This is a genomic window from Streptomyces sp. NPDC033178 (genome assembly GCF_055577685.1).
In genome coordinates this window covers 85,134-99,943 of sequence record NZ_JBVIPT010000018.1, presented here as the reverse complement: position 1 = coordinate 99,943, position 14,810 = coordinate 85,134, and the positions used below count along the sequence as shown (strand labels likewise).

11 protein-coding genes and 1 pseudogene are annotated in these 14,810 nt (G+C 70.1%); 8 read left to right on the top strand and 4 right to left on the bottom strand.

What is annotated here, in order from left to right; all coding sequences use genetic code 11:
• Window positions 1-300: 300 nt before the first annotated feature.
• Window positions 301-1,533 carry a CaiB/BaiF CoA transferase family protein gene (locus tag ACZ5VQ_RS36615; RefSeq protein WP_469108714.1) on the top strand — a complete coding sequence of 411 codons (1,233 nt, stop codon included), beginning with the start codon at window positions 301-303 and terminating at the stop codon, window positions 1,531-1,533.
• Between the two features lie 66 nt (window positions 1,534-1,599).
• Here ACZ5VQ_RS36615 and ACZ5VQ_RS36610 read toward each other — a convergent pair whose 3' ends face one another.
• Window positions 1,600-1,893 (bottom strand): hypothetical protein, encoded by a 294-nt coding sequence (locus tag ACZ5VQ_RS36610; RefSeq protein WP_469108847.1) that lies wholly within the window; start codon window positions 1,891-1,893, stop codon window positions 1,600-1,602.
• Window positions 1,894-2,629: 736 nt separating this feature from the next.
• On the opposite strand from ACZ5VQ_RS36610, the gene ACZ5VQ_RS36605 reads away from it, so the two are divergent.
• Window positions 2,630-3,208 (top strand): TetR/AcrR family transcriptional regulator, encoded by a 579-nt coding sequence (locus tag ACZ5VQ_RS36605; RefSeq protein ID WP_469108713.1) that lies wholly within the window; start codon window positions 2,630-2,632, stop codon window positions 3,206-3,208.
• A 442-nt stretch (window positions 3,209-3,650) separates the two neighbouring features.
• Window positions 3,651-4,805: an FAD-dependent monooxygenase gene (locus ACZ5VQ_RS36600; protein WP_469108712.1), complete on the top strand. Its 1,155-nt coding sequence runs from the start codon at window positions 3,651-3,653 to the stop codon at window positions 4,803-4,805.
• Window positions 4,806-4,966: 161 nt separating this feature from the next.
• On the opposite strand, the gene ACZ5VQ_RS36595 is transcribed toward ACZ5VQ_RS36600, so the two are convergent.
• The 3 genes from ACZ5VQ_RS36595 to ACZ5VQ_RS36585 form a co-directional block, all read right to left on the bottom strand.
• Window positions 4,967-6,442 (bottom strand): aldehyde dehydrogenase family protein, encoded by a 1,476-nt coding sequence (locus ACZ5VQ_RS36595; RefSeq protein ID WP_469108711.1) that lies wholly within the window; start codon window positions 6,440-6,442, stop codon window positions 4,967-4,969.
• Window positions 6,443-6,672: 230 nt separating this feature from the next.
• On the bottom strand, window positions 6,673-7,701 hold the full coding sequence (locus ACZ5VQ_RS36590) for an acyl-CoA dehydrogenase family protein (protein WP_469108710.1): 1,029 nt from the start codon (window positions 7,699-7,701) through the stop codon (window positions 6,673-6,675).
• 13 nt (window positions 7,702-7,714) lie between these two features.
• Complete coding sequence (locus ACZ5VQ_RS36585; RefSeq protein WP_469108709.1) at window positions 7,715-8,887, bottom strand: acyl-CoA dehydrogenase family protein; 1,173 nt, start codon at window positions 8,885-8,887, stop codon at window positions 7,715-7,717.
• 431 nt (window positions 8,888-9,318) lie between these two features.
• On the opposite strand from ACZ5VQ_RS36585, the gene ACZ5VQ_RS36580 reads away from it, so the two are divergent.
• From ACZ5VQ_RS36580 to ACZ5VQ_RS36560, 5 genes and pseudogenes are all read left to right on the top strand, one after another.
• A complete protein-coding gene (locus ACZ5VQ_RS36580; protein WP_469108708.1) occupies window positions 9,319-10,707 on the top strand; it encodes a thiolase family protein in 1,389 nt (462 codons plus the stop codon).
• Window positions 10,704-11,600 carry an alpha/beta fold hydrolase gene (locus ACZ5VQ_RS36575; protein WP_469108707.1) on the top strand — a complete coding sequence of 299 codons (897 nt, stop codon included), beginning with the start codon at window positions 10,704-10,706 and terminating at the stop codon, window positions 11,598-11,600. Before ACZ5VQ_RS36580 ends, ACZ5VQ_RS36575 begins: the two co-directional genes overlap by 4 nt.
• 2 nt (window positions 11,601-11,602) lie before the next feature.
• A pseudogene (locus ACZ5VQ_RS36570) lies at window positions 11,603-11,929 on the top strand (2-oxoacid:acceptor oxidoreductase subunit alpha); the annotation flags it as partial.
• Between the two features lie 259 nt (window positions 11,930-12,188).
• Window positions 12,189-13,109, top strand: coding sequence for an LLM class F420-dependent oxidoreductase (locus tag ACZ5VQ_RS36565; protein WP_469108706.1), 921 nt, complete (start codon window positions 12,189-12,191; stop codon window positions 13,107-13,109).
• A gap of 119 nt (window positions 13,110-13,228) precedes the next feature.
• Entirely contained in the window at window positions 13,229-14,779 is a 1,551-nt protein-coding gene (locus ACZ5VQ_RS36560) for a class I adenylate-forming enzyme family protein (protein WP_469108705.1), read from the top strand.
• Window positions 14,780-14,810: the final 31 nt, after the last annotated feature.

The following is a 14,810-nucleotide window of genomic DNA, read 5'->3' as shown; positions in this document are numbered from 1 at the left end:
TCGTGCCGGGGATCGCCGCAAGTCGTCTCCGCGGGCCTTGCGCCGGTCGGTGGTGTCGGCCGGCGGGTAAAGCAGTCAGCGCATTCGCACCGATCCGGCGTTGGGTCGATGATGACACGCAGATCCGCCCGGCTCACGTGCGCGGGTGCCGTGGCAGGTACGGCCGGTGATTCGGGCCAACTTGCTGCAGGTCTCCGTGCGTCGCCGAGGTGTTGCAGGTCACACGTAAAACAGTAAGCTATTTCAATTGCGTGTCAAGACAATGCTGTTGACGCAGAGAAACGGACCGAGGAGGCATGGATGGACAGGCCCATGGAGGGTGTGCGCGTCCTGGAGGTCGCTCAGTTCACTTTCGTTCCCGCGGCGGGCGCGGTCCTTGCGGACTGGGGCGCGGACGTGATCAAGGTCGAGCACGCGGAGACCGGTGACGCTCAGCGCGGGCTGGTCCGGGTGATGGGTCTGGAAGCGATCTCCGGGGACACGACCTTTCACCCGATCATGGAGGGCCCGAACCGGGGCAAGCGCAGTATCGGCCTGGCCCTGGAGAAGCCGGAGGCGATCGAGGTCCTCTATGAACTCGCCCGCGCCAGTGACGTCTTTCTGACCAACTTCCTTCCCGGCGCCCGCAAGCGCCTGGGCATCGAAGTGGACGACATCCGCGCCGTCAATCCGGACATCATCTATGTGCGCGGCAGCGGCTTCGGCAACCGTGGCCCTGACGCCCTGAAGGGTGGATACGACTCCACGGCCTACTGGTCCCGCGGCGGCAGCGCCGCCGGGGTCACCCCGCCCGACGCGGACACGCTGATCGAAATGCCCTCCGGCGCGTACGGCGACTCGATCGGCGGGATGACCATCGCCGGCGGCATAGCCGCCGCGCTGTACGGGCGGAAGACGACCGGCCGCACATCCGTGCTGGACGTCTCGCTGCTCGGCGTCGGCGCCTGGGCCACCCAGTACTCGGTCAACCAGGCCCTGATGATCGGCGGCCCGCCGCCGTCCCGGCCCCCGACCAAACACGGCGCCCCGACCAACCCGCTGGTGGGCGCCTACAAGACCGCGGACGGGCGTTGGCTGATGCTGTGCATGCTGCAACCCGGCCGGTACTGGCCGGAGTTCTGCCGGACCGCGGGCCGCCCCGAGCTGGCCGTGGACGAGCGCTTCGACAGCGCGGAGAAGCTGATGGCCAACGCGGCCGAGGCCGCGGAGATCGTCGCCGAGATCATGGCATCGCGCCCGTACGACGCGTGGGCGGAGGCACTGTCGGTCGGCGAGGGGCAGTGGGCACCCGTGCAGGGGCCCTGGGACGTCGCCAACGATGCCGCGCTGCGCGCCAACGACATGATCGCGAAGGTGGTGGACGCCGAGGGATTCGATCGCGAGCTGGTCACCAACCCGGTCCAGTTCGACGAGAAAGGCGTCGAGCTGACCCGCGCCCCGCAGTTCGCCGAGCACACCGACGAGATCCTGCGCGAACTCGGCCGAAGCGACGACCAGTTGATCCAGCTGAAGATCGCGGGTGCGGTCAGCTGAGACAGGCGTCGTGAAGACCCGCCGAGGATCACCGGATCGCCGCCGATGCGGGCGGTCGTGATCTGCTCACGGGTCAGGCCGACGGCAGGGTCGGCGAGGACGACGCGGCCTCCAGGACGCAGGCGATGCGGTCGGCGATCGCGAAGATGCGGGTCTGGCCCCTGTCCCACGAGGACGACGCGGATGCCGGGCAGGGCCGTGCAGAGCTGGTCGTCGACCAGCGGCGCGAGGCCGATGGGCCACCTCGTCGAGGAGCAGGCGCGGCTTGCCCACCAGGGCGCGGCCGATAGCCACAGCTCGCTGCTCGCCTCCGGAGAGCCGGGCGGCCCTGCGGGAGCGGCGGTCGGCGACGAGCGGCATCATCTCGTACACCTGCTTCGGGTCCAACGGGCCTTCGCGGCGGGTGGCGGCGCCGGCCCGGAGGCTCTCCTCGTCCCCGAGGGACGGGAGGAGCCGCTGCCCCGCTGGGACGAGGCCGATGTCCTATGCGGGAGCGGCGGATGTCGGGAGGGCGGTGACGTCCTCGCCGTCGAAGCTGAGGGTGCCGCGGAAGGGCTTGAGGGCCCTGGTGACGGTCCGCAGGCCGGTGGACTTGCCGGCGTGCCGTTGGTGCCGACAAGGGCGAGGAGATCACCTTCTGGCAGGACCGGCCGACCCCGCACCGCTGGATGGCGGAGGTGCGGGTGACGTCGCGGCCCCTCCGTAGTCCCGCGCCCCCGCAGGGCTAAGCGCTCGGCACGCGCCCAGTTGTTTGGGCAGTCACACGCCCGCCGTACTCCAGCGCATTGGCAAGCCCGAGATCGCCAGGCTCGCCGCACGCGTCGGCCCCGGACTCCGGTTCCAACTGCTCCTCCTCTGCCCTGACCGGCCGGGCTTTCTCCGCGCGGAGCCGACCGAGTTCGTCCTCGGTGCCGCTGGTCCGCAGTTCAACGCCCAACGACGCAGTCCCTTCTGCCTCGTGCACCCATACGTGCGGAGCCTTGTGGTTGATGTCGAGGTGTCGGCGACGGAATCGAACGAGCGCCTCGGGCGGCCCACCCCATGAGGCGTGAAGTTAGGGGTACCTAACTTAGACGGTACGATGTAGTCTCATCATGTGCTGTCTACGACACGAACCGCCGCACGGGACCGCCGCGTCCTCGCTGCCGCCGTCGAACTGCTTGGTGAGACGGGCGTTGACCAATTCACCTTCGACGCTCTCGCAGGCCGGGCCGGCGTCTCCAAAGCGACCCTGTACCGGCGTTGGCCCAGCAAGAGCGAGTTGATCGCCGAGGCGGTCCGCCGACGGGTCGGGCTCTTCCTCATGGAGTTCGACCGTCAGAGCTTCCGAGGCGACGTCCTGCACGTCCTGACGGAGGTGACGGCGTGGCTCGTCCGGGACGCGGCCGTCCTGCGCACGCTGACCGACGCCAGCCGACGGGACGACGCGCTGCGTGAAGCCGTCGAGCGCCGACTCGCGTGGCCCCTGGACGCCGTATGGGAGGACGTTCTCGACAGGGCGCGTACCAGAGGGGAACTCCGCTCGGACGTGGACCTGTCCTGGCTCAATGAGCTGTGCCAGGCCGTTCTGTTCAACCGGATCCTCGTCGTTGGTGACCCTGTCACCGAAGCCTTCCTCCAGCGGCTGACCGACGAGATCATCGTCCCCACCTTCACCGGCAGCCCACCCACCTGACCTGATCCGCCTCCAGGAGCGGCCATGCCCAGGATTCATGACAGGCGCGGACCGGCCGACGGCACGGGGTCCTTGGCCAAGGGCTGACCGTTCGGCCTGGATCAGCCCGGGGGCTCCAGGCAGCCGGCCGCGCCGACCGGCCGCAAATCGGTGTCCTTCCCGGTCTTGGCCGGGCGACCGTGTCCTCCTTGGCGGGGCACTGCACAATCCCCAGGCCCTGGGCGCAACAACAGCGGATACCGCCGAGAGCCGGTGCCGGCAAAGGCCCGTCCCGCGATCGACGCTCCGCAGGCGCCGAGACGCTCGCCGGCGGGTTTCCCACAGCGAGATTGTTCTTCCCCCTCCGGTCGGCCGCTGCAAGTCACCCACGCGGCACGGCTCTGGTCTCCCCGGCCGGTGATGGCACGGGGGCACCCCACCCCGAACCCGAAGGAGTACAGACATGATTCCCCCCACAACGGAGAACAGCACCAGCGTTCTCATCTCCGGCGCCAGCGTCGCCGGCATCACGACCGCCCACTGGCTCCACCATCACGGCTTCGACGTCACCGTGGCCGAACTGGCACCCGCTCTGCGTCGCGGAGGTCAGGCGATCGACGTCCGTGGACCTGCCCTGGACATCGCCGAGCGGATGGGAGTCCTGGACACCATCCGCGGTCGCGCCACGGGCCTGCGCGGCATGACCATGGAAGACCGGCACAACAACGAGACCTTCCGCACCACCGAGGGGACCGCGACCGGCGGAACGATAGACAGCCCCGACGTCGAGATCATGCGCGACGAGCTGGTCGGGATACTCCACCAGACCACGGCCGACTCCGTGGAGTACCTGTTCGACAACGCGGTCACCGGTGTTCGGCAGGAAGAGAACGCGGTCCACGTCACCTTCAAGAACAGCGCTCCGCGTGCCTTCGACCTGGTCGTCGGTGCCGACGGACTCCACTCCACCGTACGCCGCCTGGTCTTCGGCCCAGAGGATCAGTTCACCCGCAGCGCCATCGGCAACAGGTACATCGCGCTCGTCAGCACTCCGAACTTCCTTGATCTCGACCACTGGGAGATCATCCACCGCAGCGAGAGCGGCCACATGGGTGGCGTGATGACTGTCCGCAACAACAGCGAGTTGCGGGTATTCGCCATCCTCCTCACGGACGAACGGATCACGTACGACTACCGGGACATCGAGCAGCAGAAGCAGATCGTGGCCGATCAACTCAGTGGCGAGGGCTGGAAGTTCCCCCAAGTCCTGGAGTACCTGAAGGAGGGCGCGTCCGGCTTCCACTTCCAGCCGATGGACCAGATCCACATGGACACCTGGTCCCAGGGCCGCGTGGCCCTGGTCGGGGACGCCGCTTTCAGCCCGTCACCCGCGTCGGGGCAGAGCGTGACCGTTGCCATGGTCGGCGGCTATGTTCTGGCGGGGGAACTCGCCGCCGCGCGCGACCACCGTGCCGCATTCGCCGGCTACCAGGACGAGCTACGCGGATACGTTGCCGACAACCAGGAACTCGCCCTGACCAACGTGACCAAGGCTCTCGCCAGCGACTATCAGGACTTCGGCAAGCCGGTCGGCTCACTGGTCCTCAAGACCTACTGACGCTCTGCCTCCGCGCCGTACTCGGCGAACCGGCGCCCTGGTGCTGGTCGATGTGATGCCGCGGGTGGCGGCGACGCGGTAGCGAGCGGACCTTCTCGCCATCACCCGCGGCCGGCCCGTGGGACGTTCGGCTTGCCGCACACCGCACCGGTGATCCGGTGTCAGCCCTGTGCGGCGCTCCAGGTGATGGTCTTGGTCTGGAGGTACTCGTCCAGTCCGGCCTCACCCCATTCGCGGCCCAGGCCGCTCTGCTTGTAACCGCCGAAGGCGGCGTGCGGGGTGACGGCGCCGCCACCGCCGTTGATCCCGACGGTCCCGGTGCGGATGCGCTTGGCGATCTCGTAGCCGTGCGCGGGGTCCTTCGTCCAGACCCCGCCGCTCAGGCCGAAGTCGCTGTCGTTGGCGATCCGCACGGCCTCGTCGTCGTCCCGGAACGGGATGACGACGCCGACCGGGCCGAAGAACTCCTTCTGGGCGACCGTCATGGAGTTGTCCACGTCGACGAAGAGGGTGGGTTCGACGAAAAAGCCCTTCTCCAGACCGGCGGGTCGGCCGCCGCCGTAGGCGAGCCGGGCGCCCTCCTCGGCCCCGGTACGGATCAGGGACTCGACCCTTTCCCGCTGCGCGGCACTGATCAGCGGGCCCATCACGGTCTTCGGGTCGAAGGGGTCGCCGACCCGGATCCCGTCCAGCGCGGCCGTGACCATCCCGATGAGCTCGTCCTTGCGGCTCTCGTGCACCAGGGTGCGGGTGAGCAGCGCGCAGCCCTGGCCGGCGTGCATCGTGATCCCCATGATCACGTCACCCACGGCCCGGTGCAGGTCGGCGTCGGCGCAGATGATGTTGGCGGACTTGCCGCCGAGTTCCAGTACGACCTTCTTCATCGATGATGCCGCCTGGGTGTAGACGTGTCGGCCGACGATGTCCGAACCGGTGAAACTGATCAGGTCGACCATCGGGTGGGTGGTCAGCTCCTGGCCCGCCTGCACATCGCCGGTGACCACGTTGAGTACTCCCGGGGGCAGCCCGGCCTCCTCGGCGATCTCGGCGAAGAGGAACGCCTCCAGCGGGGTGGTGGGTGCGGGCTTGAGCACCACCGTGCAGCCGGCCGCCAGGGCCGGGGCCAGCTTCATGGTGTTGAGGAAGAAGGGGAAGTTGTAGGCGGAGATCAACGCGGCCACCCCGAACGGCTCGCGGCGGATCACGCCCTGGCCGATGCCCGCGCCGGGGGTGATCGTGGGCCGCATCGGGCGCTCCCACTCGAACCCGAGCATGGCCCGCTCGGCCATGTCGCGGAAGTGCGTGATCGGGATGCCGGCCTGGATGCTCTCGGCCAGCCACCGCACCGATCCCGCCTCGCGCATGTTCAGTTCGATGATCTCGTCCCGCCGACGCTCCATGACCTCGGCCATGCGCAGCAGCACCGCGGAGCGCTCCTTGACCGACATGGTCGGCCACGGCCCCCGGTCGAAGGCACGCCGCGCGGCCTCGACGGCGCGGACCACGTCGGTTCGGGTGGCCTGCGGGACGAGACCGATGACCTCCTCGGTGGCCGGGTTGAGGACCTTGAGGTCCTCACTGCCATCACTGTCCTGCCAGACGCCGTCGATGTAGAGCGGGTATGTGCGCGCGGACATCGCATCTCCTCGTCGTGGGTGTCGTGGGTGTCTGATGACGTGACCGTGCCTCGGCGGTCAACTGCCGCGGCGGTCGCCGGAAGTTCGGGTTCCGGTGTCGGACCGATGGGACAGCGGTTCGTGAGTCCGAGGCCCGGAAGTTGAGGCGGTGGCCGTCAAGGCCCTCGTGCCGCGGCCCGCGTCGGAGAGCGCGGCCCCGGCGACACCGGTCCTGCGTGCTCCGTTCCCCGTCACTGGGCCGCCCCTTGCGCGAGCAACTCGGCCAGTACGTCGGTCGGCTCGGCGAGCAGGTGGTTCAGCACGTGGGCGCGCTTGAGGTAGAGGTGTGCGTCGTGCTCGTCGGTGAATCCCATGCCACCGTGCAGTTGGATGCATGCGGCGCCATTGGCGATGGCCGCCCGGCCCGCGACGGACTTCGCGGCCAGCAGCTGGAAGCGGGCGTCCGGGCGCGCCGAGCCGACGCTGACCGCGGCGAAGAGCGTCTGCACCACGGCGGCCTCCGACCGTAGGGCCATGTCGACGCAGGCGTGCTTGACGGCCTGGTTGACGCCGATCGGCCTGCCGAACTGCACACGGTTCTTGGCGTGTTCGGTGGCCAGCTCGGCGCTCGCCTCGGCGACCCCGGCCAGCATGGCGGCGTTGAGGACCATGGCACGGGCCTGGAGCGACTCGGTGGCGGCGGGCAGCCACTGGGACACCTCGGTGGTCTCCAGCGTCGCGGCGGCGAGCCGGGTGCCCGGGTCGATGGACTGGATCACCTCGGCCTGTCTGGGGTCCGGGGCCGCGAAGAGCCCGGCGCCGTGGGCGGTCACGACCAGCAGATGATCGCAGTCGACGGCATCGACGAGGTCGAAGGTGCCCTTGATCCCGTCCGGCCCGATCGCGCCGTCGCCCCGCAGTTCCGCCAGGCCCACCAGCGTTCGGCCGGATCCGATCCGGGTGGCGAGGTCCGCGTCGCCGCACTGTGCTGCGACGCGTGCCCCGAGCGTCGCGGCGAGGTAGGGGCCCGGTGCGAGTTGCCGGCCCAGCTCTCGGAAGAGCAGCGCCTCGTCCTCCAGGGGACGCCCCGAACCGCCGTGGCTGACGTCGAGACCGAGCGTCAGCAGGCCGATCCCACCGCCCGCCGCCCACTGCTCGCGGTCGACCGCACAGGGCTCGGCGACGCGGGCCCGCAGCGTGGGTATCGGTTGCTGGCCGGTGAGGAACTCGCGGGCAAGGCCCAGGAGTTCGAGCTGTTCCTCGGTTGGCAGAAGGTCCATGGTGTGTCCCCTTTCACCTGGGCAGACCGAGGACCCGGTCCCCGATGATGTTGCGCTGGATCTCCGACGTGCCGCCGCCGATGGAGCTGGAGAAGGCGTACAGGTAGTTGCCGACCCAGCGGTGTCCGTGATGCCGCGCGCCGCGGCGCAGCGCTTCGGGACCGACGATGTCCATCGCCAGCGCGGCGACGTCCTTGTAGAGGTTCGAGTAGTGCAGCTTGAGCATCGAGCCCTTCGGACCCGGGGTGTCGGACTGCATGCTGCGGCAGATGCCCACGTAGGTCATCGCCCGCAGCGCCGCGACGTCGGCACGCGCCCGTGCCAGCCGCCGGGCCGTCTCGTCGTCGGCGAGGGCGGGTCGGCGACGGTCGGGGCCCACGTGGTCGCGTGCATGGTCGATGAGGTCCTCGACGATCCGGGCCAGATGGACCTGGGAGGCGGTGAACGCGGTGCCACGCTCGAAGGCGAGGGTGGACATCGCGACGCTCCAGCCGTTGCCGAGACCACCGACCACGTTCGTCAGCGGGATGCGCACCTCGTCGTAGAAGACCTCGCAGAACTCCGCCCCGCCGTCCATCGTGCGGATCGGGCGGACCTCGATGCCGGGACTGCGCATGTCGCAGACGACCCAGGTGATGCCCTGATGCTTGGTGCCCGAGGAGTCGGTGCGCACCAACAGTTCCTGGTAGTCGGCCGAGGCGGCGAAGCTGGTCCACACCTTCTGCCCGGTGACGACGAGTTCGTCGCCGTCGATCTCCGCCCTGGTGCGCAGCGAGGCGAGGTCGGAGCCCGCCTCCGGCTCGGAGAAGCCCTGGCACCACACCACCTCGCCCCGCAGGATCTTCGGCAGGTGGAGGTTCTTCTGTTCCGGGGTGGCACGGGTGATGAGTGTGGGTCCCGCGTGGCTGAGCCCGACGAAGCAGGCGTCGATCGAGGGCAGCCCGTGCGCGGCGTACTCCTCGTACCAGATGAGTTGTTCCGCCAGGGTGGAGCCGCGCCCGCCGTACTCGGACGGCCAGGAGATGCCCGCCCAGCCTCCCTCCCACTGGGTGCGCTGCCAGGCGAGGTCGTGCTCGCGGATGCCCTGGGCGTCTTCGGGCCGGGACGCGCGGGGTTTGTTCTCTTCCAGCCAGGTGCGTACCTGGTCGCGGAACTCCAGCTGCTCAGTGGTGAAGTCCAGATCCATGGGGCCTCCTCGACAGGGGCGTTTCCGAAGGCCCCCGTAGGTAGGGGCGAGAGTCAGAAGTGAACTTGTTGTCTACATCATGCGTGCTCACAATCAGTCATGTGAACAGCAAGGAAGGCTTCAGATTTGATGGTGACGAGACTGTCATAAGCCATTGTTTCTGACAGTTGTATCCGCTATGACTATGAGGGGCCGCCCGCTGATTGGCAACCATCGTCCGGAGCGGCTCACAACTCGTCGGTCAAGGGACAGGGCGTCGGTGCAGATGTGTGGACGAGCGGGTGCGCCAGGGGGAACCGTCGCCCTGTCGAGGACGCGGAGAGCGTCAATCACATCTCTGTGGCCCGGGAGTCGGCCGGCCTCTGCCGGGCCCTCAGGACCGCGCCGGGTCCCGAACTCGACGGCGCACGGCCGGTCAACGGTGTCTCCGCGTGGTCGTCTCCGCAGGGAGCACGGGCGCCGGCGGCAACGGGCGCGAGAACGGCATCGGCGCCGTCGAGGACTTCACCGATGCCACGGGGGTCCGGGTGGAGCTGGGCGGACAGACCAGGGACCCGTTCGGGCTCGGCCGAGCCGAGCCGCAGCGCATCAGCCAAGGAGCGCGGATGTATCGATCAGGCATACCGGCGCCGGTCATCGTGGCCGGGGCCAGGACAGCCGTCGGCCGGGCCTTCAAGGGCAGCCTGCGGGACACCACGGCGATGAACCTCGCGCGTGTCGTCGTCGAGGAGGTGCTGCGCCGCTCGGGACTGGACGCAGCGCTCATCGATGACATCATCCTCGCCGAGTCCAACTACGGCGGCGGCGACCTCGCCCGGTATGCCGCCGTCGAGGCGGGCATGCACCAGGTGCCCGGACAGGCCGTCAACCGGCACTGCGCCGGCAGCCTGACGGCCATCGGAGACGCGGCGGCGGTGATCGCCGCCGGGGCCGAGCGGGCCGTCATCGCGGGCGGCGTCGAGTCGACCTCGACCGCGCCGGTGCAGAAGTTCCGGGTCCCCGGCACCGAGGACTCCTTCGCGGAGCGGTGGATGTCGCCGTCGCATCCGGCCACGCCCGAGGCGTCCAACCGCGACATGTCGCTCACCGTCGGCTGGAACACCGCCCGTGAAGTGGGCATCACCCGTGAGGAGATGGACGCCTGGGCGGCCCGCTCCCACCAGCGGGCGATCGCCGCCATCGACACGGGCGCGTTCACCGAGGAGATCGTCCCCGTACGAGCCCTGCGCCCCGACGGCTCCTTCGCCGACTTCGCCGTCGACGAGCACCCCCGCCGCGACACCAGCGTCGAGAAGCTCGCCGGGCTCAAGGTCCTGCACCCCGAGATCGAGGGTTTCTCCATCACCGCGGGCAACGCCGCCGGTCTCAACGACGGGGCGGCGGCCGTCGCCGTCACCGACAGCGCGTTCGCCGCGGAGCAGGGACTGACCGTCCTCGCCGAGATCCGCGCCTGGGCGGCCACGGCGATCGAGCCCGCGCGTACCGGCCTCGCCGTCCTGGACGTCATCCCCAAGGTGCTTCAGCGCGCCGGTCTCGGAGTCTCCGACATCGCGCTGTGGGAGATCAACGAGGCCTTCGCCTCCGTGCCGGTCGCCGCGTGCAAGAAGCTCGGCATCGACGAGGAGCTTGTCAACACGGCGGGCAGCGGCTGCAGTCTCGGCCATCCGGTGGCCGCCTCCGGTGCCCGCATGGTCGTCACGCTGCTGCACGAACTGCGGCGGCGCGGTGGCGGGTACGGCGTCGCGGCGATGTGCGCGGGCGGCGGCCAGGCCGGCGCCGTCCTCCTCCACGTTCCCGGCGAGCGGCGGCAGAGGGCATGACCTGCACCCACATCGAGCTTCCCGGCTCGGGGGTACGGCTCGCCGCCGACGTATGGACCTCCCGCGGGCGCCGCTCCCCGCACCACGGTCTGGTCGTCCTGCTGCACGGCGGCGGGCAGACCCGGCACTCGTGGCGGCGCACGGGGGAGCGGCTCGCCGCCGCCGGCTGGGTCGCGGTCACTGTCGACCTGCGCGGCCACGGCGACAGCCAGTGGGCCCCCGACGGAGACTACGGCGTAAGTGCCAACCTGACCGACATCCGCATCCTGGTGGCCGAGCTCAAGCGGACCCGGGGCGACCTGCCGGTGGCCCTGGTCGGTGCCTCCCTGGGCGGCAAGGCCGCGCTCCTGGCCCTCGGCGAGGACCCGGGACTCGCCCGGGCACTGGTGATGGTGGACATCGCGCTGACGGTCGAGGCCAAGGGCGGCAACCGCATCAAGCAGTTCATGCGGGGCGCACCCGACGGGTTCGGCTCGCTGCGGGAGGCGGCGGACGCGATCGCCGCGTACAACCCGCATCGCAAGCAGCCCGGTTCGCTGGAGGGGCTGAAGAAGAACATGCGCGAGCGGGACGGCCGCTGGTACTGGCACTGGGACCCCGCGATGGTCGCGCCCCACCCCCAGGCCGCCGACTCCGCCGTTATCCACCGCCGCTCCCGGCACGCCGCTCGCAGGCTCACCTGCCCGGTGTTGCTCGTGCGCGGCAGGGAGTCCGACGTCGTCTCGGACGCCGGCGTTACCGAGATGCGGGATCTGATCCCCGACCTGACGGTCACCGACGTCCGCGAAGTCGGGCACATGGTGGCCGGCGACGACAACGACGTGTTCTCCGAGCGTCTCCTCGACTTTCTCGACCAGGCGATACCGCCCGCATCCGCGAAGGAAGTGGGCTGACCATGCACCCGCACGACGCTCCCGGCGACGGCGTTCCCGGCCATGACGTTCCCGGCCGCGCCGCCGCGGCCGTCGAGAAGCTCGACCGCGTCGTCATCCGCATCGCCGGCGACTCCGGCGACGGCATGCAACTGGCCGGCGACCGGTTCACCGCCGGCGCCGCCGTCTCCGGCAACGACCTCGCCACCCAGCCGAACTTCCCCGCCGAGATCCGCGCGCCCCAGGGCACACTGCCCGGCGTCTCCAGCTTCCAGATCCAGATCGCGGACCACGACGTGCTCACCGCCGGCGACCGGCCCGACGTCCTCGTCGCGATGAACCCGGCCGCGCCACGACGCCCACACCGACGATCCCGAGTACGCCTACGCCCTCTCCCGGCTGTCCGGGCAGAACCTCGAACACACTCTCACGGGCGTCCTGCGTGCCGTCCAACGCCCCACGTACGACGAACTGGTGCGCTCCCGGACCACGCGCGCCTCCGCGGGCGAGACCACCTCGCGGCTCCAGCGGACGCTGCGAGGTCACCACACCTGGACCGTCCGCTGAGAAAGACATGACCATGGCATTCGATGGGCGGGAGCGTGACCTGTGGCGCTGAAGTTCAACCTCACGTTTCCCATGCGGGCGGTCAAGCACTACGAGCGCTGGATCGGTGGCGGCGGGGGCCTGGGCGCGGTCGCGCGCGTGGTCGAGGAGGCCGGCTTCGACGCGGTCTCCATGAGCGAACACCCGTATCCGGACCGCAAGTGGCTTGCGGGCGGCGGGCACCATGCCTTCGACCCCTTCGTGTCGCTGAGCATGATGGCCGCCGCCACCGAGCGCCTGCGGGTGATCACCTATGCGATGGTGGCCGGCTACCGCAGCCCTTTTCTGGCGGCCAAGTCGGCGGCCAGCCTCGATCTGCTCTCCGGCGGCCGGCTCACACTGGGGATGGCGTCCGGTTACCTGGAGCCGGAGTTCGAGGCGCTCGGCGCCGACTTCGGACGACGCGGCAAGCTCCTCGACGAGGCGATCGCCGCGATGCGCGCCACCTGGGCGGGGGAGGAGCACCACGGTCCGGAGTACGGCGTTCAGGGGCATCTGGCGCTGCCCGGCCCCGCACAGCAGGGCGGGCCACCGATCTGGATCGGCGGCAACAGCGCGGCCGCCCAGCGACGCGCGCGGGAACTGGCGGACGGCTGGATGCCGATGGCGCAGTCCGCGCAGATGGCCGAGATCACCCGGACGCCACCGCTGACAGACCTCGCGACCCTGCGCCGGATGGTGAGCGAGCAGAACGCACACCGGGCCGAGGCGGGCAACCCCCGGGCAGACATCTCGTTCGTCACCTTCGAGAACGACCTGTTGCGCAGCGCCGACGTGACGGCGTTCTGCGACGCCCTGGAGCCGCGGCTGGACGACTACGCCGACGCCGGAGTCACCTGGATCACCATCGAGCCGGCCAGCCGCAGCTTCGCCGACTTCCAGGCCGATGTCACGACGCTGGGCCGACGGCTCCTGAAGCACTGAGCTGCCGCGCGACGCCGTGAACAAGGTCCTCAAGGCCACGCTGCATGCCGGCTTCACCCGCTGAGCCCGGATCGCGCGGCTACCGCAGGTACTCAAGGAGAGGTGCGTGACACGACAAGGTGTCCACGACCGGCAATGAGCAGCAGTCCGGCGCCATGACGCGCGCCCTCGTGCCCCCGCTGCGCGGCGAGGCCGCCGTCCTGGGGGAGGCCCTGGCCGCGGCGGCACGGCAGTTCGGCGAGCGCGAGGCGTACGTCGACGGCGCCGACCGGATCACCTTCGGTGGCTGGCACCGGCAGGCGGACTCGGTGGCCGCGGAGCTGGCGGCACGCGGGGTCCGGCATGGGGACGTGGTGGCACTGATGCTGCCCTCCGGCATCGACTTCGCCGTCGCCTATGCCGCGATCCTGCGGCTCGGCGCGGTGGCCACCGGCCTCAACACCCGCCTGGGCGCCCAGGAAACGATGGAAATCCTCGGTCGCTGCGGGCCCGTCCTGGTGATCAGGGACGCCGGTGCGGACCTGCCCCCCGTCCCCGCCCGCTTCCCGCTGATGTCCCGCGAGGAACTCACCGCCGCCCGAAATGGGGCGCCGGGCTCCTTCCCACGGGAGCAGGTGGCGCCGGACGACCCGGCGGTCATCATCTGGACCAGCGGCACGACCGGGGCGCCCAAGGGCGCGTGGTTCGACCACTGCGGCCTTGCGGCGGCGGCCGTGACCTCGGGGGTGATGAGCGCGCCGTTCGACCGCCGGTTGTTCGCCACCCCGTTCGCACACGCCGGATACATGGCGAAGGTCTGGGACCAACTGACGTGGGGCATCGCGCTGGTGATCAGTTCCGTACCGTGGAAGGCCACCGCGATGGCGGACCTTCTGGAGAGTGAACGCGTCACCGTGGGGGCCGCCGTGCCCACCCAGTGGACGAAGCTGCTGGAGGAGCCAGGCATCGAGCACCGCGCTTTCCCGCATCTGCGGCTGGGCATCAGCGCCACCGCCCCGGCCCCGCCGGAACTGGTAGAGGGCGTCAATCGCGTGCTCGGCACGCCGCTCGTCGTGCGCTATGCGATGACGGAGTCACCCAGTATCACCGGAACGGATCCCGGCGACCCGACGGAGGTGCAGTTCCGCACCGTCGGACGCCCGCAGACCGGGGTGGAGGTGGAGGTCGTGGACGACGACGGGCACGCTCTGGCGCCCGGATCGGTCGGGCGCGTGCGGGTGCGCGGCGCCTGTGTCATGCGCGGCTACTGGCGCGACCCGGTGCGCACGGCGGAGACGCTCGACGACGAGGGTTGGTTGCGTACCGGCGATCTGGGCACCTTCACGTCCCAGGGCCACCTCGTGCTGACCGGGCGGTCCACCGACGTCTACCTGCGCGGGGGGTACAACATCTACCCGCTGGAGGTCGAGAACGTACTCGGCGAGCACCCGCGGATCGCCCGCGTAGCGGTGGTGGGTACCCCGGCCCCGGTCATCGGCGAGATCGGCGTCGCGTTCGTCGTGCCCCGGGAGGCGGCTGACCCGCCACGCCTCGACGAACTGCGCGCCTGGACCCGTCGCCGGCTCGCCGACTACAAGGCCCCGGACCGACTGGAGATCGTCGACGCGCTGCCCCTGACCCCGATGCTGAAGGTGGACCGGACGGCGCTGCGGGGGCTGGCTGCTCTGTGAGGGCGCGGAGTTGCTCCCGGAGCCGAGGTGA

Coding starts and splice junctions, on each gene's coding strand:
- ACZ5VQ_RS36610 (WP_469108847.1), bottom strand. CDS start 1,893: ATGCCGCTCGTCGCCGACCGCCGCTCCCGCAGGGCCGCCCGGCTCTCC.
- ACZ5VQ_RS36590 (WP_469108710.1), bottom strand. CDS start 7,701: ATGGACCTTCTGCCAACCGAGGAACAGCTCGAACTCCTGGGCCTTGCC.
- ACZ5VQ_RS36575 (WP_469108707.1), top strand. CDS start 10,704: ATGACCTGCACCCACATCGAGCTTCCCGGCTCGGGGGTACGGCTCGCC.
- ACZ5VQ_RS36585 (WP_469108709.1), bottom strand. CDS start 8,887: ATGGATCTGGACTTCACCACTGAGCAGCTGGAGTTCCGCGACCAGGTA.
- ACZ5VQ_RS36600 (WP_469108712.1), top strand. CDS start 3,651: ATGATTCCCCCCACAACGGAGAACAGCACCAGCGTTCTCATCTCCGGC.
- ACZ5VQ_RS36595 (WP_469108711.1), bottom strand. CDS start 6,442: ATGTCCGCGCGCACATACCCGCTCTACATCGACGGCGTCTGGCAGGAC.
- ACZ5VQ_RS36615 (WP_469108714.1), top strand. CDS start 301: ATGGACAGGCCCATGGAGGGTGTGCGCGTCCTGGAGGTCGCTCAGTTC.